The organism is Oceanicella sp. (assembly GCF_056449545.1).
In genome coordinates, this window is sequence record NZ_JBWOMN010000117.1 from 1 (window position 1) to 24,943 (window position 24,943).

The window sequence follows — 24,943 nt, forward strand, 5'->3', positions numbered from 1 at the left end:
CCACCCAGGTGCCGTCCGACACCACCAGCGCCGGGTTGGGCGGGGTGTATTCGAAGCGGATCTTGCCGGGGCGCGAGATGTAGAACCGCCCGTCCGAGGTCTCGCCGTTGGGGGCGATCTGCACGAAAGCCCCCTCGGCGGTGCGCATGGCGTTCAGATAGGCGCTGATGCGCGCCAGATCGCGGCCTTCCTGCGCCTGCGCCGGGGCGAACCCGGCCAGCGCCAGCAGGAGGATCGAATGAAGGATGCGTTTCATAGATGCTCACCTAGGCGTCCAAGCGGGCGAATCCATGGCCCCGAAAAGGATAATTCATGCGTCGCAGCGTCGCGCAGCCTATCCGTCCTAGACCTCGCCCACCAGCACTTCCCGCTTGCCGACCTTGTTGGCCGAACTGACCACGCCCTGGTCCTCCATCTGCTCCACCAGCCGCGCCGCCTTGTTGTAGCCGATCGCCAGCTTGCGCTGGATATAGGAGGTCGAGCATTTGCGGTCCCGCGCCACGATCGCCACCGCCTGATCGTAAAGCGCGTCGGCCCCGCCGCTGTCCCCCGCCAGCCCCAGCACCAGGTCGATGTCCGCCGCCGCCTCGTCATCCACGCCCTCGGTGACGTTGGAGACGTATTCCGGCTCGCCCAGGGTCTTGAGATGGCGCACGATCTCCTCGACCTCTTCATCCGAAACGAACGGCCCGTGCACGCGGGTGATGCGCCCGCCGCCGGCCATGTAGAGCATGTCGCCCATGCCCAGCAGCTGTTCGGCGCCCTGTTCGCCCAGAATGGTGCGGCTGTCGATCTTCGAGGTGACCTGAAAGCTGATCCGGGTTGGAAAATTCGCCTTGATGGTGCCGGTGATCACGTCCACCGAGGGCCGTTGCGTGGCCATGATCAGGTGGATCCCCGAGGCCCGCGCCATCTGCGCCAGCCGCTGGATGCAGGCCTCGATCTCCTTGCCCGCGACCATCATCAGGTCGGCCATCTCGTCGACGATGACGACGATGAAGGGCAGCTCCTCCGGTTCGTATTCCTGGGTCTCGAAGATCGGCTCGCCGGTCTCGTCGTCGAACCCGGTCTGGATGGTGCGGGTGAAGGGCTCCTGCGCGGCGATGGCGTCGCGCACGCGGCTGTTGTAGCCCTCGATGCTGCGCACGCCCATGCGCGACATCTTGCGGTAGCGCTCCTCCATCTCCGCCACCACCCATTTCAGGGCGACGACCGCCTTCTTGGGATCGGTGACCACCGGGGACAGCAGATGCGGAATGCCGTCATAGACCGACAATTCCAGCATCTTCGGGTCGATCATGATCATCCGGCACTGCTTGGGCGACAACCTGTACAGCAGCGACAGGATCATGGTGTTGATCGCCACCGACTTGCCCGACCCGGTGGTGCCGGCGATCAGCAGATGCGGCATGCGCGCCAGATTGGGGATCACCGGGTCGCCGGCGATGTTCTTGCCAAGCGCCAGCAGCAGCCCGTCCTTGGGGTCGCCGAAGGCGCGCGACGCGATGATCTCGCGCAGCAGCACCTTCTCGCGGTTGACGTTGGGCAGCTCGATGCCGATGACGTTGCGCCCGGGGATGGTGGACACCCGCGCCGCCAGCGCCGACATGGACCGCGCGATGTCATCCGCCAGCCCGATCACCCGGCTCGCCTTCAGCCCCGGCGCCGGTTCCAGCTCATACATGGTCACCACCGGACCCGGGCGAACCGAGGCGATTTCGCCGCGAATCCCGTAATCGTCCAGCACCGCCTCCAGCATCCGGGCGTTTTCCTCCAGCGCGTCGTCGCTCATCACATGGCGTATCAGGTTGCGGGGATTTTCAAGCAGGCTCAGCGCCGGGGCGTCATAGGCCTCGGCGCCGCCGAACCCATCCAGGGCCAGCGTCGGCTGCGCCTCGGCCTTGGCCTTGCGGCTGATCGGCGCAGGTTTGCGGGCATGCGCCACCGGGGGGCGCGCCGGGGGGGGCGGCGGGTCGGCGGGCGGGTCCGCCGGCGGCGCGGCGCGGCGCGCGGCGCCGGTGATGCGCGCGATCAGGCTGTCCTCGTCGAGGTTCTCGGGCGCCGCCTCGGGGTCCAGCACCGGCTCGCGCCGTCGCGCCGCGCCCACCGGCTCGGGCCGCGCCACCCGTGCGGAGCGCGGCGTGCCCACCTGCCTGCGCAGCAGCCGCCAGACCCGGCCCAAACCCCGCCCGCCGAGCCGCGCCAGCCCGACGGCCAGATCCCGCAGCCCGCGCCACAGCCAGCGCAGCAGCGCCGCCGTTTCGCCCCGGTCGAGCCCCAGCCCCAGCCCCGCCAGCCCCAGCGTCAGCGCCCCGAGCCCCAGCGACAGGCCCAGCATCGACACCTCGATGGGCGCCGGGATCAGCCCCAGCAGGAAACTGTCGGCGGCGTCGCCGCCCAGCCCGCCCAACCCGTAGGCGTAGTTCCAGCTCGCGGGCGGCGCGTGCGAGGATGCGAACATCGCCCCCACCCCCACCGCCAGCGGCGCCGCCAGCAGCAGCCGCGACCAGACCCGGAATTCGCCGCGATGCAGGATCAGCCGCAGCCCCCAGACCGCCAGCATCGCCGGAATCCCCCAGGCCGCCCAGCCCAGCATCCGCACCAGCGGTTCGGCCGCATAGGCCCCCGGGAGCCCCAGCAGATTGCGCGGCGCCGCCGAGCTTGAATTGAAGAAACTCGGGTCGTTGGCGTCAAAGCTCCCCAGCAGCAGCGTCACCGCGACGGCCAGCGCCAGCAGCGCCAACCCGGCCAGTTCGGCGCCGCGCCGCCGCAGCGCGGTGGCGATCGCCGGCGGCATCAGGCTTTCGCCGATGCCCTCGTCGTCGCGGGATCTGCTGAAGAAGGCCATGCTATGCTCCTCTCCTCACGCCATCTCGCCCAGACAGTCGCGGACCGCGCGCAGCCCCCGCGCCACATCCGTCGCCGGCGCCACCAGCGCCGCGCGCAAATAGGCCGCGCCCGGGTTGCCGCCGCCCAGCCAGTCCGGCGTGTCGCGCGACAGATACTCGCCGGGCAGCGCCTTCACCCCGGTTTCGCGCCACAGTTTTTTCACCGCCGCCTCGCCGTCGCCGACCCGCAGCCACAGGAAAAACCCGGCCTCGGGCGAATTGTATCCCGGCATGTTGCCCAGAATGTCATCGGCGAGTGCGAATTTCTCGCGATACAGCGCCCGGTTCGATTCAACATGCGTCTCGTCGCGCCAGACCGCCTCGGCCGCGTGCTGCGCCGGCAGCGGCAGCGGCGATCCGGCATAGGCGCGCAGCTGCCGCATGCGCGCGACGCTGTCCGCGCCCCCGGCGCAAAATCCCGATCGCAGCCCCGGCAGGTTCGACCGCTTGGACAGCGAATGAAACACCAGCACCCGTTCGGGATCGCCGCCCATCTCGGCGCTGGCCTGCAACGCCCCGGGCGGCGGCGCGTCGCGATAGATCTCCGCATAGCATTCATCGGCAAAAATGCGGAAATCATGCTTTTCCGCCAGCGTCGCCAGCGTCTTGAGGTAATCCAGCGAGGCCACCGCCCCCTGCGGATTGGACGGCGAGCACAGATAGACCACCGCGGTGCGATCCAGCAATTTTTCCGGAAGCGCGGCGAAATCGGGCAGGAATCCGGTCTCGGGCCGGGCGGGCACGTAGATCGGCTCCGCCCCAGCGCTCAGCGCCGCCACCGCGTAGCATTGATAGAACGGATTCGGCAGCAGCACCGCCGGGCGCTGGCCGTTCTTGCGTTCGGGGCACAGCGCGATGCAGGCGTTGAACAGTCCTTCGCGCGTGCCGTTGAGCGGAAACACATGCTTGTCGGGGTCGGCCCGGTCCGCGCCCAGCCCGTAGCGCCGCGCCAGCCAGGCGGCGATCGCCTCGCGCAGCCCCGGCGCGCCCTCGTTGGGCGGGTATTTGGCGTAACCGGCGAGCCCCTCGGCCAGCGCCGCGGCCAGGAAGTCCGGCATCGGGTGCATGGGTTCGCCGATCGACATGGGAATCGGCGCAGCCCCGGGGGCGATCGGCTCAAGAAGCCGCCGCAGGCGCGGGAAGGCGTATTCGGGCAGGTTCGAAAACCGCTCGGGCATCTGCATGGCCGTGCCTCGCTGTTCGACCCGTCTTGGCGCGGGGCGTTGCTCGGTCGAAAAGATACCGGCCCCGCGCCGTCAGGTCCAGAATGCGCGGTCCCTCAGGCCAAAGCGCGTTCGCCAGCGACGCCGATACGGCACAGTTTCGCCTCGGCGAAGGGCGCGCCCACCAGCATCAGCCCGCAGGCGGGGGCCCCGGTGGGCAGGGTCAGCCCCGACAGCCCCAGCATGTTGCCGATGCGGGTGTTGCGCAGCGCCAGCAGGTTCTCGCTCTGGTAATAGTCATCATCCGACAGCAGGCGCGACACGCTCGGCGGCAGGATCGGCGCCGTGGGCGCCAGCACCGCGTCATACCCGGCCATGCGCGCGTTGACGCTGTCGCGCAGCCGCGCCATTTCCTTGCGCGCGCGCAGGTAATCGGCGCAGCTCACGTCGCGCCCGGCGCTGAACCGGGTGCGGATCTGGTGGAACATCTTCTGGGGATGCGCCTCGATCATCTCGCCCCACTCGGCCCAGGCCTCGCCCACCAGCAGCGGCAGCGTCAGCCCCAGCGCGGCGCGGAATTCCGGCACGGTCCCGCGCTCGATCACCGCCCCGGCGGCCTCGAATCGCGCCACGGCGGCCTCGAACGCCGCCAGCGGTTCGGGCCGCGCCTGGTCCAGCATGGTCGCCTCGTCGATCAGGAACCGCCGGCCCGCCAGCGCCGCGCCCGCCAGATCCGGGGCCCTGACGCGGGCCATCACCGCCACCAGCCGCGCCGCGTCCTCGACCGACCGGCACAGCGGCCCCACCGTGTCAAACAGCGCCGCCAGCGGCACGGATCCGTCCACCGGCAGCAGCCCCGCGGTGGTCTTGAGCCCCACAAGATCGTTCCACGCCGACGGAATCCGCACCGATCCGCCGGTGTCCGACCCGATCCCCGCCGCCGCGAGCCCCAGCGCCACCGACGCCGCCGCCCCGGAGGACGACCCCCCCGGCGCCCAATCCGGATCATGCGCATTCGGCGAGGTCGCGGTCACCGGATTGACCCCCAGCCCCGAAAACGCCAGTTCCGTCATATGGGTCTTGCCAAGGCAGACCAGCCCGGCGCGGGTGGCGCGCCCCAGGACCTCGGCGTCGCGATCGGGCACGCGGCCCGCCAGCAGCGCCGTGCCCGCCTCGCTCGCCACCCCGGCGGTGTCGTAAAGGTCCTTCCAGCTGATCGGAACCCCGTCCAGCAGCCCCCGCCGCAGCCCGGCCTTCGCGCGCTTGCCGGCCTCGGCGGCCTCGGCCCGGGCGCGCTCCGGCGTCAGCCGCGCATAGATCCGGTCGCGCTCGGGATGCGCATCGGCGGCCGCGAGATGGCGCTCCGTCAGCGCCACGGGGTCGATTTCGCCCGCCTCGATCCCGCGCCCGAGATCGGAGGCGCTCATGCCCAGCCAGTCGGTTTCGCCGCTCATCTGAAAATTCTCCCGCCCGCTGCCGATTTGGTCGCACGGTAGCCCTGTCGGGCCGCATGGACAATCGCCGTCTCGCGGCGGTAATTTGGCGCCATGACCCATGATGCGGATGTCCTGATCGTCGGCGGCGGCCTGAACGGCCCGTCGCTCGCCCTCGCATTGGCGCAGGGGGGGCTGCGGGTGATCCTCTGCGACGCGCTGGCAAAGGAAACCCGCGCCGACCCGGATTTCGACGGCCGCGCCTATGCGCTGTCGCTGGCCTCGCAGCGGCTGCTGCAGGCGCTGGACGTCTGGCCGCTGGTCGGCGAACATGCGCAGGTCGTCAGCGACGTGATCGTCACCGACGCCCGCCTTGACGACCCCCCCAGCCCGCTGTTCCTGCATTTCGACCATCGCGAGATGGACGAAGGCCCCGCCAGCGCGCTGCTCGAAGACCGCCGCCTTCGCCCCGCCTTGCTGCGCCTGCTCGAGGACAACCCGCTGATTGACCACCGCGCCCCGGCCACGGTCACCGACACCCGCATGGACCCGGCGGGCGCCGAGGCCGATCTCGACGCCGGCGAGACCCTGCGCGCCCGCCTGATCGTCGCCTGCGACGGGCGCGACAGCCCGGTGGCGGCGCGCGCCGGGATCAGGCGCAGCGGCTGGGATTACCGCCAGACCGGGCTGGTCTGCGCCGTTGCCCACGAAAAACCCCATCACGGGGTGGCCTATCAGCAATTCCTGCCCTCGGGCCCCTTCGCCATCCTGCCGTTGCCGGGCAATCGGTCGTCATTGGTCTGGAGCGAAACCACGCCCGAGGCCATGCGCATCATGGCCCTGCCCGACGACGCCTATCTCGGCGAGATCCGCCGCCGCTTCGGCGATTTTCTCGGACTTGTGACGCTGGCGGGCAAGCGGTTCGCCTATCCGCTGAAACTGACCCTGGCGCATGACTACGCCCGCCCCCGCCTGGCGCTGGCCGGCGACGCGGCCCATGGCGTGCATCCGATCGCCGGGCAGGGGCTCAATCTGGGCCTCAAGGACGTGGCGGCGCTGGCCGAGGTGCTGGTCGAGGCGCAGCGGCGCGGCGAGGATATCGGCGCGATCGACGTGCTGGAACGCTACCAGCGCTGGCGGCGCTTTGACGGCGTCGCCTCGGCGCTTGGCTATGACGCGGTCAACAAGCTGTTTTCCAACGACAACCCGCTGCTGCGCGGGGCGCGCGACGCGGGGATGGCGCTGGTGGGGCGCCTCGCCCCGGCGCGCCGCTTCTTCATGCGCCAGGCGGCTGGCGCGGCGGGGACGCTCGGGGGCGCGACGCCCAGATTGCTGCAGGGGCGCCGGTTGTGAGGCCGCCAATGGCGGATCGGGATCCGCCCTACGCAGAGTCGCCGGGCCCGGCGCGCGAAGGCCAATAGGGGGCGCGCAGGTCGCGCTTCAGGATCTTGCCGATCTCGCTGCGCGGAAAACTTTCGCGCAGTTCCACGGCGCTCAGCCGCTGGGTCTTGCCAAGGCGGTCATTGGCCCAGTCGCGGATCGACTCGGCGTCGGCGCGCGCGCCGGGCTTCAGCACCACCAGCCCCAGCGGCGTCTCGCCCCAGGCCTCCGACGGCACGGCGAGCACCGCCGCCTCGGCCACCGCCTCATGGCGCGCCAGCACCTGTTCCAGATCGGTGGCGTAGATGTTGAAGCCGCCCGACAGGATCATGTCCTTGCGCCGGTCCAGCAATTCCAGAAACCCGTCCGCATCCAGCCGCCCCATGTCGCCGGTGCGGATCCATTCCCGTCCCTGCGCGTCGCGCCACAGGGTTTGCGCGGTCTTGTCCGGGGCGTTGTGATAGCAGGCCATCATGCTCGGGGATCGCCCGACGATCTCGCCGATCTCGCCGTCCGGCAGCGGCGCGCCGGCCTCGTCGATGAAACGGATCAGGTTGCCCGCCGCCACCTGCCCGACGGTGTGCAGCTTGTCGGGACAAGCCCCGCAATCCAGCACCGTGGACACTCCGCCCTCGGTCATGCCGTAGATCTCGATCATCTTGCCCGGCCAACGGTCCAGCGCCGCGCGCTTGATGCGCGGCGACAGCGGCGCGCTGGTCGACAGCTTGGCGCGGAACGCCGACAGGTCGTAGGAGTCGAATTCCGGCGCGTCCAGCAGCCGCTGATACTGCACCGGCACCAGCATGGCGTGGGTGACGCGGTGGGTTTCGGCCAGGCGCAGGAAATCCGCCACGGCGAATCGGCGCATCACCACCAGCGTCCCGCCATGGATCAGGATCGGCAGCGAGGCCACCAGCGTGGTGTTGGAATACATCGGCGTCGCCATGATCCCCACGGCGTCGGCGTCGAACCCGAAGGCGCGCACCCGTTCAAGCTGGCGCAGGCGAAAGCGGTGTTCGTGCAGGATGCCCTTGGGCGTGCCGGTGGTGCCCGACGAAAAGATCATGTCGAACCCGTCGGTCAGGTCCGAATCGATCGCCGGCGGCGCGCCCGGCGCCGCGCCCAGCCAGGCGTCGAGCCCGTCGATGCGCAGGGGCGGCGCGATCCCCGCGCGCGCCGCCGCGGCGCGCGCCTCCGCCAGCGCCCGGTCGCTGGCGAAGATCAGCTTCGCGTCGCTGTTGGCCAGCATCCGCGCCAGCGTTTCGGGCCGCGTCCCCGAGGGCAGCGGCGCGATGCAGGCCCCTGCGGCGATCGCCGCCATGTAGACGATCAGGTGATCGGCGGAGTTTTCCCCGAGGCTCGCCACCACGTCGCCGCGCCCGACCCCCAGCGCCGCCAGCCGCGCGGCGACGTGATCCATGCGCGCCGCTGTCTGCGCCCATGTCAGGCGCGCCGCGCCGTCGATCAGCGCGATCGCCGCGCCCCGGTCCCGGGCATGGCCGCGAATCGAGGGGATGAATCGCGCCAGCGCGCTGTCGTCATAGTCCTGGGGCCGCAGCCGGGGCTGCGCCGTTGTCTTGCTGTTCACCGGTGGTCTCGCTTGTGAAATGCCGTTTCGCGGCGCAGCTTAAAGCCGGGGCGGCGTCGCGCGCAAGCGCCGGTCGCGCGGCTCAGGGATCGAGCCGCCGGGCCTCGGACACCAGCAGGATCGGAATGCCCTCGCGAATCGGAAACGCCAGCCGCGCAGGGCGCGAGATCAGCTCCTGCGCCTCGCGGTCGTAATCCAGCCGCCCCTGAGTCACCGGGCAGACCAGCGATTCCAGCATCCGCCGCTCCGGCGTCACCCGGCGATTGGCGCGCGGCGCCGGCCCGGCGGGGGCTTCCGGCGCGGTCACGCCGGGGTCCGCGGCGCCGGATTTCAGGCCGGATTTCAGGCCGGGATTCACGCCGTCGGGGCCGGCATTGTTCTCGGGGTTCGCGTCCTCCGGCGTCACTGCAACGCCCCCTCGTCGCCGCCCGAGGCGATGGCGAACTGCATCAGCGCCGTCAGGGTCTCGCGCCGCGTGGTCAGGCTCGGCGCCTCCAGCAGCGCCTGCTTCTCCTCCGATTCGAACGGGCACAGCATGGACAGCGAATTGATCAGCATCTCGGGTTCGGCGTTCTTCAGCGCGTCCCAGTCGGTGCGCAGCTGGGTGACGTGGAAATACTGCTTCAGCGTGTCCAGGAACACCGCCCGGTCCAGCCCCGGGTCGTCTTCCTCGCGCCCCAGATCGCGGCTGAAATCCGACCAGCCGGGGCGCACGCGCCGATACGGCGTGAATCCCTCGATCTCGTCGAGCACCCGGAAGCGCGACACCCCGGCCAGGGTGATCAGATAGCGCCCGTCCTCGGCCTCGGAAAACGCGATCAGCCGTCCGGCGCAGCCGATCCGGTGCAGGCGCGGCTGCGCCGCCTTCGCGTCGCCGAAAGGCTGGATCATGCCGATCAGCCGGTGTTCGGTCTTCAGCACGTCGTCGACCAGCGCCAGATAGCGCGGCTCGAACACGTTCAGCGGCAGCCGCCCGCGCGGCAGCAGCAGCGCGCCGGGCAAGGGAAACACCGCGAGCGCCTCGGGCAGTTCCGCCTCGGAGAACCGGCGCGCCATCGGATCAGGCGAAGATCATCGAGGTCAGCCGCCGCCGCCCCTTGCCGGTCAGCGGGTCCTTGGGCCCCAGGCTCTCGAACAGCTTGATCAGCTGCGCCTTCGCCGCGCCGTCATTCCATTCGCGATCGCGGCGGAACAATTCCAGCAATTCGTCGATCGCCGCCTCGTTGTCCCCGGCGCCGATCAGCGCGTTGGCCAGTTCAAGGCGCGCCGCGTGATCGTCGGGGTCGGCCTCCAGCCTGGCGCGCAATTCCCCGGTCTCGCCGGCGTCGGCGCTGGCCTCGATCAGCTCGATCTGCGCGCGCACCGCGGCCAGCGCCGGGTCGTCGCGCCTGTCCCCGGGGGCCGCGTCCAGCGCCGCCTTCGCGTTGTCGAGCTCCTCTGCGGCCACATAGGCGCGCGCCAGCCCGGCGATGGCGGGGACATGATCGGGGCTTTCCTCGAGGATCGCCTTGAACACCTGCGCCGCGTCCGCGAACTGCCCGGCGTCGAGCATCTCGTCGGCCGCCGCCACCGCGTCCTCCAGCCCGCCGTCGCCGGCGGGGCTCTGGGCGATCACCCGGTCGATGAATTCCTTCAGCTCCGCCGGGCCCACCGCGCCCATGAACCCGTCGACCGGCTGGCCGTTGACAAAGGCGAACACCGCCGGAATCGACTGCACCCGCATCTGCGAGGCGATCATCTGGTTTTCGTCCACATTCACCTTGGCCATGCGCAGCTTGCCGCCGGCGGCGTTCACCGCCGCCTCCAGCGCCGGGCCCAGCGTCTTGCACGGGCCGCACCACGGGGCCCAGAAATCGACGATCACCGGCGTCTCTTTCGAGGCGTCGACCACTTCGGCCATGAAATCCGCTTCCGTGACGTCCTTGACCAGATCGCCCGGAGCGCCGTTGGGGCCGGTCGCGGCCCCGCCGCCGAGTTCAAGCATGGGGTGTCCTTTGTCCTGTCATTCGTTCAGCCGCGGCCGGCGGCGCGACCCGGCAGGGGGCGCCGCGCGGCTGCGCGTTCAGGTTCTGATGTAGTCCCGCAAGCCTGAAGCGGCAATGACCTTGATGCGGCGCATGGGCGCGATTCGCCCGCCAATCCGCCCCCGGGGTCAGGTTTTCGCCGCCTGCGCCTCCAGTGCGTCGAAATCCGCCATCACCGGCGCGTGCCCGGTGGCCCGAAAGAACCGCGCCAGATCGGCGCTGGCGATCGTCAGCGTCGCCTCGTTGTGCAGCGGATGGAAATTCAGCAGCTCCAGCTCCATCATCTGCGCGTCCAGCACCAGTCGCACCTCATGGTCGGGATCGTTGATCAGCGCGAAGGGCGTCACCGCGCCGGGCCGGACCCCGAGCCGCGCCCACAGGTCATCGGCATTGGCGAAGCTCAGCCGCTTCGTCCCGATCATCCGCGACAGGGCGTTGACGCTGATGGCTCGGTCCTCAAGACAGACCGCCAGGCAGAACCCGCCCTTGCGCGCCTTCAGGAACAGGTTCTTGGTGTGCCCGCCGGGCATCTCGCCGCGCAGCGCCCGGCTTTCCTCCACCGTGTGCAGCGGCGGATGCGCGTGGCGGCGCACGTTGATGCCCAGCCGCGCCAGCATGGCGTTCAGCGCGGCTTCATCCGCCGGGGTCTCGCAATCGCTCATCGTCAGGCTCCGTTGCGTTTGCGCCAGATTTCCGCCGCATGGCGCCAAAGGTCAAGCGCGGACGCGAAAGGCGCGTTGTGAGCGCCTTTCGAATGCGCTAGGCCAGACCCAAAGTCCCGATCCAAGCTTCGACCCAGGATTTCGGCCATGAAATACATCAGCACGCGCGGCGTCGCCCCGGCCCTTGATTTCGAATCCGCGATGCTCACCGGGCTGGCGCGCGACGGCGGGCTCTACATCCCCGCGACCTGGCCGAAGATGGACCCGGACGACATCGCCGCCCTCGCCGGGCTCAGCTACGAACAAACCGCCTTTCGCGTCATGCGCCCCTTCATCGGCGACGCCTTCGACGACGCCGAATTCCGCGGCGTCATCGACCGCGCCTATGCCGGGTTTCGCCACGCCGCCCGCTGCCCGCTGACCCAATACGCGCCCAATGACTGGCTGCTGGAACTCCACCACGGGCCGACGCTGGCCTTCAAGGACGTGGCCATGCAGCTGATCGGCCAGATGTTCGAAACCGCGCTGAAGCGGCGCGGCGACCGCGTGACCATCGTCGGGGCCACCTCGGGGGACACCGGATCGGCGGCGATCGAGGCTTTCAAGGGGCTCGATTCCGTCGATGTCTTCATCCTTTTCCCCCATGGCCGGGTGTCGGAGGTGCAGCGCCGCCAGATGACCACCCCGGATTTCGCCAATGTCCACGCCATCGCCGTCGAGGGCGATTTCGACGATTGCCAGGCGCTGCTGAAATCCATGTTCAACGACCATGGTTTCCGCGACCGGGTCCGGCTCGCCGGGGTGAACTCGATCAACTGGGCGCGGGTCATGGCCCAGATCGTCTACTATTTCACCGCCGCCGCGGCGCTGGGCGCGCCGCATCGAAAAATCAGCTTTTCCGTGCCCACCGGCAATTTCGGCGACATCTTCGCCGGCTACGCCGCCAAGCGCATGGGCCTGCCCGTCGACCGGCTGCTGATCGCCACCAACCGCAACGACATCCTGCACCGAACCCTTCAAACCGGCAGGCATGAAAAGCTCGGGGTGGCGCCGACCATCTCGCCGTCCATGGACATCCAGGTCAGCTCGAATTTCGAACGCCTGCTGTTCGATCTCCATGATCGCGAGGGCGCATCCGTCACGGCCCTGATGGACGAGCTGCGCGACGCCGGCGGCTTCGCGCTGTCGCAAGGCGCGCTGCAACGCCTGCGCGACGAATTCGATTCGGCCCGCTGCGACGAATCCGAAACCGCCGCGACCATCGCCGCCATGCGCGAAAGCGCCGGGCTGGTGATCGATCCCCACACCGCCGCCGGGGTGAAGGCGGCGCAGGACCGGCGCGGCGATCCGGCGACGCCCATGGTGGTGCTGTCCACCGCGCATCCGGCGAAATTCCCCGACGCGGTCGAAGCCGCCTGCGGCGCGGCCCCGCCGCTGCCCCCGCACATGGCCGACCTGTTCAAGCGCCCCGAAAAATTCCAGGTGCTGCCCAACAACCTTTCGATAATTCAAAAAATCATCGAAAACAAAGTGTTACAGGAGTCTCACGCGTGAGCATCCAATTCCACACCCTTGCCAATGGCCTGCGCGTCATCACCGAACACATGCCCGGGCTCGAATCCGTGGCGCTGGGGCTGTGGATCAGCGCCGGCGGGCGCCACGAAACCGAACCGCAAAACGGCATCGCCCATTTCCTCGAACACATGGCCTTCAAGGGCACCGCCAGCCGCACGGCGCGCCAGATCGCCGAACAGATCGAAGATGTGGGCGGCTATCTCAACGCCTATACCGGGCGCGAAACCACCGCCTATTACGCCCGGGTGCTGAAAAGCGACGCGCCGCTGGCGCTGGCGCTGATCGGCGACATCCTGCTGAACCCGCTGTTCGCCGAGGATGAAATCACCGTCGAGCGCGGCGTCATCCTGCAGGAAATCGGCCAGGCGCTCGACACCCCCGACGACGTGATCTTCGACTGGCTTCAGGAAGCCGCCTATCCCGGCCAGCCCATGGGGCGCACCATCCTCGGCCCGGCGGAGCGCGTGAAAAGCTTCGGCCAGCGGGACCTGCGCGGTTTCGTCGCCGATCACTACGCCCCCAACCGCATGATCCTCGCCGCCGCCGGGGCCGTTGATCACGACGCGCTGGTGCGCCAGGCCGAGGCCCTGTTCGGCCATCTTCCGCGCGGCGCCGACCCCGCCGCCGCCCCGGCCCGGTTCCTCGGCGGCGAACACCGGGCCGACAAGTCGCTGGAACAGGCGCATCTGGCGCTGGCCCTGCCCGCCCCCGCCTATGGCGAACCCGACCTCTATGCCGGGCAGGTGTTCTCCACCCTGTTCGGCGGCGGCATGTCCTCGCGGCTGTTTCAGGAGGCCCGCGAAAAGCGCGGCCTCTGCTACACCATCTTCGCCCAGGCCTCGGCCTATTCGGACAGCGGCATCTTCACCATCTACGCCGGCACCGGGGCCGACGAACTCGCCGGGCTCACGGAACTGATCGCCGACGAACTGAAGCGCGCCGCCGGCGATATCGGCGATGCCGAGACCGCCCGCGCCCGCGCCCAGCTCAAGGCCGGGATGCTCATGGGTCTCGAAAGCCCCTTCGGGCGCTGCGAACGCCTTGCCCGGGCGCTGGCGATCTGGGGCAAGCCGCCGGTGCTGAGCGAGGTGGTGGACAAAATCGACGCCGTCGACGTCGCCGCCGCCCGCGCCTTCGCCGAAAAGCTCGCCGCGTCGGATGCGCTGGCGCTGGCGCTTTACGGCCCGGTGTCAGGCGCGCCGGAAACCGGGGCGCTGAAAGCCCGCATGGCGGCCTGAGCCGGCGCGATGCGGTTTCCCTGGGCACGCCGGATCCGCCGGATCGACACCGAACGCCTGCTGCTGCGCCCGCCCCTGCGCGTCGATCACGTGGCCTGGGCCAACCTGCGCCGCGAAAGCGCCGATTTCCTGAAACCGTGGGAACCGGTCTGGGCGCGCGAACACCTGAGCCGCCCGGCGTTTCGCAACCGCGTCGCCTGGGCGCGCCGCGTCGTCGCCGAGGGCCGCGGCGCGCCGTATTTCATCTTCCTGCGCGGCGAAGACCGGCTGGTCGGGGCCATCACGCTCGACAATCTGCGCCGCGGCCCGGCGCAGGCGGCCAGCGTCGGCTACTGGCTCGGCGAACGCTACGGCGGACAGGGCCTGATGACCGAGGCGCTGGGCGCGCTGCGCGACAATGCCTTCGAATGCATGGATCTCAGCCGCCTCGAAGCCGCCTGCCTGCCCGAAAACGCCCGCTCCCGCGCGCTGCTGGAACGCTGCGGCTTCAAATACGAAGGCGTGGCCCAGAGCTACCTGCAGATCAACGGCCGCTGGCGCACCCATGTGCTTTACGCGGCGCTGCGCGCGGACCGGCGGGGCCGCATCGACAGCGGCTGACGCCGCCTGCAAATCCGAAAAAAAGGCCCGCGCCGGGACGTCCCGGCGCGGGCCTTTTTTCGGATCGACCGCAATCAGCGCACGGCGATGGACGCCGCCTGCGTGAAGATGTTCGGCGTGATCTGGGTGATGACCCGCGCCCATGTCGTGATCGGCTGCTCCGAGACCCAGACGATGTCGCCCGGGCGCATCTCGAACTGCGAAGCGGTGACCAGGTTGACCGCGTTCTTGGCTTGCAGGTGAAAGGCGGTGACGCCGCCGTATTCCTCGGGCCTCGTGGCGCTGCGCAGCACGTAGATCTCGTCGTAATCCGCGGTCTGGATATTCAGCCCTTCCTCGTCGAACAGCAGGTCCGCCAGATAGGCGCGGTTCTCGAAGGGCAGCGCCAGGCGCAGCGGGCGGCGGCTTTCGCCGGCGAGATAGGCGTAGTCGCGCTTCACCGCGCCAAGCTCGACGCGGTCCATGAAGGCCTGCCGCTCGACGCTCTGATTGGCGCGCAGATCGGCGTTGCGGGTGGCCGCGTATTCGGCCACGTCGATGCGCATCTGGTTGATCTGCTGGCGCAGCTGCGCCTTTTGCACCTCGAACTGCGCGATGGTCAGCGCGAACCGGGCCTCGTCGATATCCGCCTGGCGCTGGCGGAAGGTGAATTCACGCTCGCGCAGATCGGCGTCGCGCAGGCGCAGCTGCTCCTCGAAATAGCTGCGCGCCTGATCGAGCTGGTATTCGGTGTCCACATAGACGCTGTCGCCGTCGCGCAGCAACACGTCGGTCAGTCCGTTGTCGTCAAACAGCTTGCGCAGCGGCAGCTGATAGACCTCGCCGTTGCGAAAGATCCGGATGGTGGCGTAATCCGTGTCCAGGTCGGCGACGCCGCCGGCAAATTGCAGCGCCTCGGACAGATACAGCGGCTTCAGCGTGATCGGGGCCACGGAGGGATTGCGCACCAGCCCGCCGATGGTGACGCGCTGGGATTTGAAATCCGAGATTTCGAGGCTGAAGGACGGGTCGAGCCGCTTGGAGACCAGCGCCTGGAAGATCTCCGCCTCGGCCTCCTCCAGCGTCAGCCCGCCGATGCGCACGCGGCCCACGTCGGGGATGGCGATGGCGCCGTCATCCTGCACGATGTAGCCCTGCCGCTTGGACTGGGCGCTGATCAGGCCGGGCACGTCGTTGAGCGTCGCCCCGGCGGTGTTGGCCGACAGCAGCACCACATCGGCGGTGCCGATGCGATAGGGCTGCGGCGCGGCGGTGGGGGGCAGGCGGGTGACGGTGCTGCGCGGGGGATCGGCGGGCTCGGTGGCCGCGCGGGGCAGCGCGCGCCCGCCGCCCGCTTCGCCGGCGCCGATTTCGCCGACCTTCGGGCTCGGCAGGTTGGGCATCCGCGCCCCGCCCGCGCCGATGCGCGGCAATGTCGAGGCCGCCCGCGGGCGGAACGCCCCCGGCAGCCGCGCGGGAATGTAGGGCGACATGTTCGCCTCCGCCGCCGTGGCGAAGGTCAGCGGCACCACGTTCACGTCGAAATCCGTGGCTGCGCCATATGCGGAATTCTGCGCGGTGTATACGGCCGGCGAGGTGTAGACCGCACCGCAGCCCGCAACGCCCAGCACCGCCAGCAGGACGGCCATTTTCATTTCACTAAGCCCCTTACCCGTATTTCCGCCGATCTTTTGCGTCAGCGAGTTGGGCAAGCGATAGCACCAGATCGCCAGCTCGTTAAGAATAAATGCCCCGACCGGCGCGCGCCGGCCCGCGCCTGTTGCCGCAGACCCGCAGTCCCGCGACCGCGCGTTAACGCTGCAATCCGGGAATCGCCTTGAATTTTGGTCAAATTTCTAGATAGTTGTCCCGGCTGTCGGGGTGCGGGGCTTTCTCTCAGCGAAGTCAAAGGGAAACGGTGATTGTTGGCGGTGTGTCGACGATGGCGGGTGAGCACATGAATCAGGCGCATGCAAGGAGCGACTTCGACCCGATCCCATCCATCCAGGGCGCGATCGGATCACGCGACGGCTTCTACGCCAGACACGCCAAGCGCTGGATCGACGTCGCCATGGCGATCGCGCTGCTGCCCATGCTGGCTTTCCTCATTCTCGGCCTGGCGCTGCTGGTCGCGCTCACCGGCGGCAAGCCGTTCTTCGGCCATGTGCGCATCGGGCGCGACGGGCGCGCCTTCAAGTGCTGGAAGATCCGCACCATGGCGCCGGACGCCGAGGCGCGGCTGCAGGCGCTGCTCGACGCCAATGCCGAAGCCGCCGAGCAATGGCAGCTGTATCAGAAGCTCGATCGCGATCCCCGGATCACCAGGATCGGGCATTTCCTGCGCCGCACCAGCCTCGACGAATTGCCCCAGATCTGGAACGTGCTGATCGGGGACATGAGTTTCGTCGGCCCGCGCCCGGTCACCGCGCCGGAACTGGAACGCTACGGCGCCGACCGCGCCGCCTATTGCGCCCTGCGCCCCGGCATCACCGGGCCGTGGCAGGTGAGCGGGCGCAGCGAACTGAATTTCGAGCAGCGCGTGCAGATCGACGTCAGCTACGGGCGCCGGATGAACCTGCCGCTTGATCTGATGCTGATCGCGCGCACCACGCTGGTGGTCTTCAACCCGACGGGGCAATAGCGCCGCGCGCCGCAATCGGGCGCGGACAGGCGGGCGGATTGCGGGGCGGGATCCATGAAAGTCGCGATCATTCACTACTGGCTCGTCGGCATGCGCGGCGGCGAGCGCGTGCTCGAACAGCTTTGCGCCATGTTTCCCGGGGCCGACATCTACACCCATGTCTGCATCCCCGAAAACATCAGCCCGGCCCTGCGTCGCCATCGCATCGTCGAGACATCGCTTGCCCGCCTGCCCGGCGCCCGCAGGCATTACCAGAAATATCTCGGCTTCATGCCCCGCGCGCTCGAAGACCTGGACCTGAGCGGCTACGACCTGATCCTGTCCAGCGAATCCGGGCCGGCCAAGGGGGTGATCGCCCCGCCCGACGCCACGCATGTCTGCTATTGCCACTCGCCCATGCGCTACATCTGGGACCAGTATCACGGCTATCGCGACAGTCTCGGGTGGCTGGGGCGGCAGGTGTTCGCGCGGGTGGCGGCGCGGATGCGGATCTGGGACAGCGTCAGCGCCAACCGCGTCGATCTGTTCGTGGCCAATTCGCAATTCGTCAGGCGCCGGATATGGCGCTGCTACCGGCGCGAAGCCCTGGTGGTGCATCCGCCGGTGGATCTGGGCGCCTACGCGCCCGCCACCGATGCCGGGCCCGGCGCCTATTACCTGATGCTGGGCGAACTGGCGCCCTACAAGCGCGCCGACATCGCCGTCGAGGCCTTCGCCGGGCTGGATCGACCGCTGCTGATCGTCGGACAGGGTTCGGAGTCTGCGCGCTTGCGCCGCGCGGCGCCCGCCAATGTCACCTTTCACGGGCGCGGGGCGGATGGCGAGATGGCGGAACTGTATCGCAACTGCCGCGCGCTGGTGTTTCCGGGGGTCGAGGATTTCGGCATCGTGCCGCTGGAGGCCATGGCCTGCGGGCGCCCGGTGATCGCGCTCGGGCGCGGCGGCGCCTGCGACACCGTGAAGGACGGCGAAACCGGCGTGCTGTTCGCCGAGCAGACCGCCGCGGCGCTGGCCGAGGCGGTGCGCCGTTTTGAATCCGATTTCGAGCCGGGCGCCGATCCGGCGTTGATCGCCGCCCATGCCGGGCGCTTCAGCGCCGCGGCGTTTCGCGCCGGCATGATCGCCGCGATCCGCAAGGCCGGGCCGCATCTCGACCTGTCCGGCGCCGAGGCCGCGACGCCGGCTTGACCTGACGCGCGCGGGTCAGGAGGCGTAGTCGTATTCGTAGTAGGATTCGCTCTTGAGGTCGTATTTGTTGAGGACCACCCCGGCGACATGGGTCAGTTCGGAAAGCTGCCGCTCGCATTCGTCGATCTCGCGGATGGTGCTGATCCCGGAGGCCGCGATCAGCAGCGCGCAATCCACATGCGCCATGAAGGAAATGGCGTCGTCGCTGGCCAGCATCGGCGGCAGGTCGTAGATCACGACGTCCGGCTCCAGCACGCGATGCATCTCGCGGAGCGCCTCCTTGGCCGTGCGGCTCTGGATCAGTTCCGCCGAGTGGCGAAATGACTGGTAGGTGGTGCCGAGCGCCAGCGTCGAATCAAAGCAGGTGAAGTATTTCTCGGGCGTCAGCCGACCGGACAGAAAATCGCCCATGGACGTCTTGCTGGACGAGCCGATCACCTTGCGGATCTGCGGGCGTTTCATGTCCACGTCGGCAAGCACCGTCCGGCTGGATTTCTGGCGCGCGAAGCTGAAGCCCAGATTGGTGGAGATCAGCGTCTTGCCGCAGGCCATGGTCGGTGAAGTGATGGCCACCGATTTCCAGTTGTTGCGCTCCAGCAGCTTGAGGATCTTGGTGCGCAGGATGTCGAAAGGCACATGCGCAGAATCCTCTTTCGAATAGGTGACGATTCGATTCTTTTCCAGAAACGCTGGGTCGATGTCGATATTTTCCATCGCCGCCCAACCCGGGGGCGTGGCCTGCTTGGCGGGGTCCGGAGCGACGGGGCCGCGGGGCCGGGGCGCCGCCTCGCCGGTCCGGGACTGCTTGGCCTTGCTGATCGCCGCCTTGATGCGTTCCACGTTTCACCTCTTCATTGGCTCGCAGCGGCGTCCTGTCCGGACCCTGCGATTGTTCGTCGGGCGGTCGTCGCCTCAGAAATTCAGACGGACCCTGATCCTGTCGATCAGCGTGTCGATCCGGGCCGCGTCCATCGCCTTTTCGGCAAGCAGGCCGAGCGGCAGGTAGTAGCGGTCGACCAGGAACAGGCCGATCGCGACGCTGCCGGCGAACAAGGTCAGCAGCACATAGCCGCGCCGCCGGCGCGATCGCGATTCGCCGACGGTGTAGACATAGGGGATCACCGCCAGCGGCTGGATGTCGAGATGCTTGATCAGCTCCGAGGGTCGACGGATCGCCTTGTTCATGAATTCGAGCAGCAGCATCACCGCGAATCCGGCGCCCAGCCCGCCGCCGACGCCCATCAGCATGATCAGCGCCCGGTTCGGCTTGAACGGCCGGTCCGGGGCGGTCGCCTGCTCGATCACCGAGAAGCGTTCCGCCTGCTGCTTCAGTTCCAGCTGTTCGCCGGTTGCGGCGTTGGCCAGCTTGACGCGGGCGGATTGGTATTGCTGCTGCATGTTGGCGTAGTCGCGGGTGAGGCTGGTCAGCGCCATCTCCACATTCGGCGTCTCGACGATGGAGCGCTCCAGCTCGCGCCCTTCGCGTTCCAGCTCCTTCAGTTCGTCGCGGGTCTGGTTCAGCTTGCTGTCGATGAGTTCGATTTCCTGGTCGATGCGGCCGGCGGCGGCGGTTTGCGGCTCGCCGGCGTCATCGACTTCGGCGCCCTGACGCGCGGCCGCTTCCTCGGCGATCGCCGTCTCCAGCGCCTTGATGCGGGAATTCAGCGCGATGATCTGCGGGTGGTTTTCCGACAGGATGGCGCGGCGCTGGGTCTTGTCGCGCTTGAGCTGCGCCAGATCCCGTTCGTTCTGGCTGAGATCCCGGGGATTGCGCTGTTCGAACGCTGCGGGGTTCTTCTGCGCCTTGACCAGAATCCGACGCTGTTCCAGCAGACCGGCGACCTCGCGCTCCAGCAGCGACTGACGCTGCTGCGCCAGGTTGAGCCGGTTGCGCCGGTAGTCGAGGCTTTCAGGCAGCGTGTCGCGATTGGCGCGCTTGAATTCGACGATCCCGCGCTCGATCGCCGCCAGTTCGCTGGATAGGCGTTCGGATTCCTGCTTGAAGAATTCGTAGGTTTCCGAGGCGCGCGCGGTGCGCAGGCGCACGTTCTGTTCGAGGATCAGCGTCACCAGTTCATTGGCGATCGAGGTGGCGATCTTCGCCGAAGCCGCGGTCACGGTGATGGTGAACACGGTGGCGTTGCTGCCCTTGCGGCGGCTGCCGAAGCTGACCACCTCGAACTTGATGCTATCGCGCATGGCCTGGTAGATGTCGGACGGCGTCATGTCCTTGCGTTTGGTGAAGGCCTTGTTGTTGCGGGCCACCTCCAGCAGGGTCTGGCGGGTCATCACGCGCTGTTCGATGGTGCGGATGCGCTCCACCGCCGTGGCGGTGATGGTCGAGCGCGCCAGTTCGCCGGGGATCTGCTGGGATTCCACCAGGATCGTCGCCGAGGAGCGATAGCTTGGCGGCAGCAGCATCGCCGTCGCCGCGAAGCCGGCGAAGACCAGCAGCGCCGCCGTCAGAAACGCGGGAAGCCGTCGCCAGAAAATCGCCAGCAGATAGCGGATGTCCAGATCTTGTTGCATGATTGACTTGCGACCTCAGATGTCCGGGAGCCTAGCCCTGGCGTTCCCAGATGCCGTGAAACACGTTTTCCTCCTCCGGCGACAGGCCGGCGGGGTTGTCCTGCGCGAGGCGCAGCCGTGGCGGGGCCTCCGCCGCGCCGGTCCTGACGGGCGGCGCGGCGCAATCGGTCTTGAGCGGCTGCGCGGGTTTGACCGGCTGGGCGGGCTTGGGCGGCTGCGCGGGGGCGTCGGGATCCGCGAACACGCCGTAGCCGCTGCGATCCTTCAGCACCGCGCGCACGACGGCCTCATCGACCTCCTCGGTCTCGTCGGCGAAGGCGTAGACCAGCGCGTAGTCGCAGAGCTGGTTGACCAGACGCGGCGTGCCGTGCGACGCGGCGTGGATCATCTTGCAGGCGTCGGTGGTGAACAGCTTGCGCTGGGCGCCGGCGACGGTCAGGCGGTGATCCACATAGGCCTCGGTCTCCTCCGCCGTGAGCGCGCGCAGGTGGAATTCCGAGGCGACGCGCTGGGCGAACTGCACCAGCTCCGGGCGGGAGATCAGGTCGCGCAGCTCCGGCTGGCCCACCAGGATCAGCTGCAGCAGCGCGTCCTTGTCGGCGTTGATGTTGGAAAACATGCGCAGTTCCTCGAGCGCCTCGATCGAGAGATTCTGCGCTTCGTCGAAGATCAGCGCGGTGCGCCGGCCGGCGGCGTATTCGGCGATGAGGAAATCCTGGAACTGCTGGAACAGCTGCACGTAAGACTTTGACGACCCCGCCTCCTGCCCAAGCGCCATCAGCACCCAGTGCAGCAATTCGCCCCGGTCGCCCTGCGCGTTGGAGACCAGGCCGACGCTGTAGTCCTGGGGGATGTCGTCGAGCAGCTTGCGCACCAGCGTGGTCTTGCCCGACCCGATCTCGCCGGTGATCACGGTGATCGGCGCGTGGGTGGCGATGCCGTATTCCAGCATGGTGTAGGCGCGCGAATGCGGTTTCGCCCAATACAGGAATTCAGGATCCGGCAGCAGCGAGAACGGCCGCTCCTTCAGCCCGAAGAACGTGTTGTACATTTTCGCCAGGTCACGCATGTCGCGCCGCCGCCCCCAAATCGAAATGCGAATGGCCGATGCCGCGGTCGATCCGCAAGGATCGCCGCGCCCGCAGGATCGCGTCGCGCCCGCCGCCCGCGCCGCCCGTCGGTCGCCCCTTCGGACGCAGGCAGATCAATGCGTTGCCGTTCATCTTCGCCGTTCCCATCCGGGCTTCGCCCCCAAACTCGCGACCGCCCGGCGGGCGATCCCTTTGCCTTTCAAGTCGACATCCTTGGAGACAACGGTGAACATCGCGTCTCCAAATCGTCGATTTTCACACACAGTCGCCCATCGCCGCCCAACCCGGGCGGGTCATTCCCCCGCCGATTTGGCCTCGGCCTTGCGCGCGGCTTCCTCCGCGTCAAGCTTGGCGAGCGCCGCCTCGACCTCCTCGCGCTTGGCGAAGCCGCCGACCTCCGACAGTTCCAGCGAGCGCTGCAGATGCGCGCGCGCCTGTCTGGTCTGGCCGAGCTCCGCATAGACGATCCCGGCGTGATACTGAACCAGCATGTTGGTGTTCAGCGCGTCCGCCGCCGCCTTCAGCGGGATCACCGCGCGTTCGTCTTCGCCGCGCAGATGCAGGATCCAGCCATAGGTGTCCTGCAGATACGGCTGGTCGCTGTCGCGGAACCGCTTGGCGATGTTGTAGGCGCGTTTCAGCATCTTGGAATCGCCGGCGCCGTAATCGCTCAGCAGGCTCGCCAGGTTGTTGGCGATGACCACCGAGCCGGGCTGTTCGGCGTAGAGCTTCTCGTATTCGGCGATGGCCTCGTCATAGCGCCGCTCCTGCTCAAGCCGCATGGCCAGCGACAGGCGCAGCTCCATGTTGTCGTCCGCCGACAGCTCCAGCCCCTTGCGAATGGCCGCGTCGGCCTCCTCCATGCGCCCGGCGCCGCTGTAGAGCCGCGCCAGGTTGGAATAGGCGGCGGCGTTGGCGGGGTCCATCTCCAGCACCGACTGGAAGGCGGCCTCGGCCGCGTCGTCGCTGCCCTGAGAGGCCAGCACCGAGCCCAGCAGGATGATCGCCGTGGCGTTGGTGGGCTCTTTCTCGATCAGATCCTCGAGATAGGCCTTGGCCTCCTTCACCTCGCCGGCGGCGAGATAGGCGCGCACCAGCGAGATCATGGTTTCGGAATTCTGGTTGTCGCCGCGCGCGGCGGCGTCCGACAGCACCTTGATGGAATCGTCGAACCGGCTCTGCCCCACATAGGCCGCGGCGCGGATCCGGGCCGCGACCTCGTCCTCGGGGTTGATCTTCTGCAATTGCTCGGCGATCTGCAGGGCCGAGACGTATTGCTTCTTCTCCAGCCGGATGCCCGACAGGCCGATCAGCAGCTGCCGGTTGTTGGGATTGCGGCTGATCGCCTCCATGAGCAGGTTCTCGGCAATGTCGGTCTTGCCCGAGCCCATCAGAGACTGGGCGTAGCGCAGGGTGATCGCCGGATCATAGCGCGAGGCGCGGGTCGCCTGCGCCAGCCGCTCCGCCGCGAGTTCCTTGGAGCCGTTGCGCTCATGCGCCTGCGCCAGCTTCATCAGGATCGCCGTGTTGTTGGGCGCCGCGTCCAGGGCCGTGCGCAGGGTGCGGATCGCCTCCTCGGGCTTGTCCTCGTCGATCAGCTTGCCGCCGCGCAGGGTCAGCGCCGCCACGTTCTTGGGGTCGTTCTCGAGCACCCGATCCACCAGCGCGTAGGCCGATTCGGCGCGGTCGTCGCGCAGCTGCAGCCGCGAGAGCTCGATGCGCGCCTTGTCGGCGTCCGGGCTGTCGCCGTCGCGCGCGATCATCGCCTTGAGCCGCTTCTCGGCCTTGTCCTTGGCGCCCTGATTGTAGTCGAGCGAGGCCAGCGCCAGTTCATATTCAACCCGGTTGCCCGGACCGTTGACCAGCGCCATCAGTTCGGCGCGCGCCGCTTCGGGGCCGTGGACGCGGCCCAGATAACGGGCCACCTGAATGGGGCCCTTGTAGTCGTCGGGATTGAGCGCCGCGAGCGCGCGCAGCTCCCGCTCCGCGCCCTCCTTGTCGCCGTTGGCGTCGTACCATTTGGCGAGGATCTGGCGGAATTTCCCGGTCGTCGGGTAGAATTCGACCATGCGCTTGAGCTGCGCGCCCACGCCGTCGAGATCGCCGAGATTTTCCAGAAGACCCAGCTTGATGACGTTCAGGCTGAGATTCTCGGGCGCGAAGCCGAGGCCCGTGTCGACCTGCGCCAGCGCCTTTTCGCGTTCGCCCGAATCCAGATTCCGCGCCGCGAGCACCAGCCGGGCGGTGACGTTTTCGGGTTCCCGCTCCAGAACGCCGCGGGCCAGCTCCAGCGCCAGCTCCACATTGCCGAGCTTGTATTCCACCGTGGCGTTGAGCGCGATCACCCGGGTGTTCTCGGGTTCGATCTTCAGCGCCGCCTTGATGTGCTTGTCGGCCTCGCGCAGCGTCTGCTCCTTGCCGGCGATCAGGAAGATCTCGGTCAGGGCAAGGCGCGACAGCAGGTGGTCGGGATCGATCTCGATGATGCTCTGATACTGGCGCACGGCCCCGCGCAGGTCCTTCTCGTCCTGAAGGATGCGGGCGTATTCGTAGCGCGCTGGCACATTGTTTTCCTGCAGGCGCAAGGTGTTGCGGAATTCGAGCTTGGCCTTGCCGGGCTCGCCCTCGGCAAGCAGCTCCATGCCGCGATCGTAGAACGCCTGGGCCCGGTCCTCGGCCGATTCGCAGGCGGCAAGCGCAAGCAGGCTCGCCGCCATGACGGCGGCGGTCCAGAACCTGGAGCGAGTTTTCATCTGGCTGTTTCTCACTATGTCTCGCGGCCCCTACGCTGCCACTGCCAAAATCCGCCGCACAGAGCCATGCCCCCTGCATCGCGACCGCGAGAATTCGGGGCGGCGCCGAGCGAACCGGCCATCCGACCGGCGGAAGCGCCTCGGTGAACGCTTATACGTATGAATTAGACAATATAGAGGAGAATTCGTGAACGCGCCACGATTTGAGAAT

Annotated in this window: 20 protein-coding genes; 6 read left to right on the plus strand and 14 right to left on the minus strand. The window is 68.4% G+C overall.

Annotation, left to right across the window (positions count from 1 at the left end):
* The 4 genes from AC1HC7_RS15110 to AC1HC7_RS15125 all read right to left on the minus strand — a co-directional run.
* Positions 1-256, minus strand: a 256-nt coding sequence (locus AC1HC7_RS15110; RefSeq protein ID WP_479499183.1) for a LolA family protein, incomplete at its 3' end; no start/stop codon positions are given.
* Positions 257-343: 87 nt separating this feature from the next.
* Positions 344-2,848: an FtsK/SpoIIIE family DNA translocase gene (locus AC1HC7_RS15115; protein WP_479495782.1), complete on the minus strand. Its 2,505-nt coding sequence runs from the start codon at positions 2,846-2,848 to the stop codon at positions 344-346.
* 15 nt (positions 2,849-2,863) lie between these two features.
* Positions 2,864-4,072, minus strand: a complete 1,209-nt coding sequence (locus AC1HC7_RS15120) for an aminotransferase class I/II-fold pyridoxal phosphate-dependent enzyme (RefSeq protein ID WP_479499184.1) — start codon at positions 4,070-4,072, stop codon at positions 2,864-2,866.
* A 95-nt stretch (positions 4,073-4,167) separates the two neighbouring features.
* Positions 4,168-5,505 (minus strand): amidase, encoded by a 1,338-nt coding sequence (locus tag AC1HC7_RS15125; protein WP_479495780.1) that lies wholly within the window; start codon positions 5,503-5,505, stop codon positions 4,168-4,170.
* Between the two features lie 93 nt (positions 5,506-5,598).
* On the opposite strand from AC1HC7_RS15125, the gene AC1HC7_RS15130 reads away from it, so the two are divergent.
* Positions 5,599-6,837: an FAD-dependent monooxygenase gene (locus tag AC1HC7_RS15130; protein WP_479495779.1), complete on the plus strand. Its 1,239-nt coding sequence runs from the start codon at positions 5,599-5,601 to the stop codon at positions 6,835-6,837.
* Positions 6,838-6,865: 28 nt separating this feature from the next.
* Here the strand turns inward: AC1HC7_RS15130 and AC1HC7_RS15135 are convergent, their stop codons facing one another.
* The 5 genes from AC1HC7_RS15135 to AC1HC7_RS15155 form a co-directional block, all read right to left on the minus strand.
* Positions 6,866-8,452: a class I adenylate-forming enzyme family protein gene (locus AC1HC7_RS15135; RefSeq protein WP_479495778.1), complete on the minus strand. Its 1,587-nt coding sequence runs from the start codon at positions 8,450-8,452 to the stop codon at positions 6,866-6,868.
* A gap of 82 nt (positions 8,453-8,534) precedes the next feature.
* Positions 8,535-8,690, minus strand: a complete 156-nt coding sequence (locus AC1HC7_RS15140; RefSeq protein ID WP_479495846.1) for a Trm112 family protein — start codon at positions 8,688-8,690, stop codon at positions 8,535-8,537.
* A 164-nt stretch (positions 8,691-8,854) separates the two neighbouring features.
* A complete protein-coding gene (locus tag AC1HC7_RS15145; protein WP_479495777.1) occupies positions 8,855-9,508 on the minus strand; it encodes an LON peptidase substrate-binding domain-containing protein in 654 nt (217 codons plus the stop codon).
* 4 nt (positions 9,509-9,512) lie between these two features.
* A complete protein-coding gene (locus AC1HC7_RS15150; protein ID WP_479495776.1) occupies positions 9,513-10,436 on the minus strand; it encodes a tetratricopeptide repeat protein in 924 nt (307 codons plus the stop codon).
* Between the two features lie 168 nt (positions 10,437-10,604).
* Positions 10,605-11,138 carry a prolyl-tRNA synthetase associated domain-containing protein gene (locus AC1HC7_RS15155; protein ID WP_479495775.1) on the minus strand — a complete coding sequence of 178 codons (534 nt, stop codon included), beginning with the start codon at positions 11,136-11,138 and terminating at the stop codon, positions 10,605-10,607.
* Positions 11,139-11,285: 147 nt separating this feature from the next.
* Between AC1HC7_RS15155 and thrC the strand changes: the two genes are divergently transcribed.
* From thrC to AC1HC7_RS15170, 3 genes are read left to right on the plus strand one after another with little or no spacing between them, the layout of a single operon-like run.
* A complete protein-coding gene (gene thrC / locus AC1HC7_RS15160) occupies positions 11,286-12,692 on the plus strand; it encodes a threonine synthase (RefSeq protein WP_479495774.1) in 1,407 nt (468 codons plus the stop codon).
* Positions 12,689-13,951, plus strand: coding sequence for a M16 family metallopeptidase (locus AC1HC7_RS15165; protein WP_479495773.1), 1,263 nt, complete (start codon positions 12,689-12,691; stop codon positions 13,949-13,951). The genes thrC and AC1HC7_RS15165 overlap by 4 nt, the downstream gene beginning before the upstream one ends.
* 9 nt (positions 13,952-13,960) lie before the next feature.
* Positions 13,961-14,551 carry a GNAT family N-acetyltransferase gene (locus AC1HC7_RS15170; protein WP_479499185.1) on the plus strand — a complete coding sequence of 197 codons (591 nt, stop codon included), beginning with the start codon at positions 13,961-13,963 and terminating at the stop codon, positions 14,549-14,551.
* A 74-nt stretch (positions 14,552-14,625) separates the two neighbouring features.
* Here the strand turns inward: AC1HC7_RS15170 and AC1HC7_RS15175 are convergent, their stop codons facing one another.
* A complete protein-coding gene (locus tag AC1HC7_RS15175; protein ID WP_479495771.1) occupies positions 14,626-16,185 on the minus strand; it encodes a polysaccharide biosynthesis/export family protein in 1,560 nt (519 codons plus the stop codon).
* A 302-nt stretch (positions 16,186-16,487) separates the two neighbouring features.
* On the opposite strand from AC1HC7_RS15175, the gene AC1HC7_RS15180 reads away from it, so the two are divergent.
* Together AC1HC7_RS15180 and AC1HC7_RS15185 are read left to right on the plus strand one after the other, a co-directional pair.
* Positions 16,488-17,171 (plus strand): sugar transferase, encoded by a 684-nt coding sequence (locus tag AC1HC7_RS15180; RefSeq protein ID WP_479495770.1) that lies wholly within the window; start codon positions 16,488-16,490, stop codon positions 17,169-17,171.
* A gap of 54 nt (positions 17,172-17,225) precedes the next feature.
* Positions 17,226-18,359 carry a glycosyltransferase gene (locus tag AC1HC7_RS15185; RefSeq protein ID WP_479499186.1) on the plus strand — a complete coding sequence of 378 codons (1,134 nt, stop codon included), beginning with the start codon at positions 17,226-17,228 and terminating at the stop codon, positions 18,357-18,359.
* 15 nt (positions 18,360-18,374) lie between these two features.
* On the opposite strand, the gene AC1HC7_RS15190 is transcribed toward AC1HC7_RS15185, so the two are convergent.
* The 4 genes from AC1HC7_RS15190 to AC1HC7_RS15205 all read right to left on the minus strand — a co-directional run bounded on the left by AC1HC7_RS15190 (position 18,375) and on the right by AC1HC7_RS15205 (position 24,732).
* Positions 18,375-19,199, minus strand: a complete 825-nt coding sequence (locus tag AC1HC7_RS15190) for a CpsD/CapB family tyrosine-protein kinase (protein ID WP_479495768.1) — start codon at positions 19,197-19,199, stop codon at positions 18,375-18,377.
* 72 nt (positions 19,200-19,271) lie between these two features.
* On the minus strand, positions 19,272-20,888 hold the full coding sequence (locus tag AC1HC7_RS15195) for a GumC family protein (protein ID WP_479495767.1): 1,617 nt from the start codon (positions 20,886-20,888) through the stop codon (positions 19,272-19,274).
* Between the two features lie 31 nt (positions 20,889-20,919).
* Entirely contained in the window at positions 20,920-21,957 is a 1,038-nt protein-coding gene (locus AC1HC7_RS15200; RefSeq protein WP_479499187.1) for an ExeA family protein, read from the minus strand.
* Positions 21,958-22,272: 315 nt separating this feature from the next.
* Positions 22,273-24,732: a tetratricopeptide repeat protein gene (locus AC1HC7_RS15205; RefSeq protein WP_479495765.1), complete on the minus strand. Its 2,460-nt coding sequence runs from the start codon at positions 24,730-24,732 to the stop codon at positions 22,273-22,275.
* Positions 24,733-24,943 lie beyond the last annotated feature (211 nt).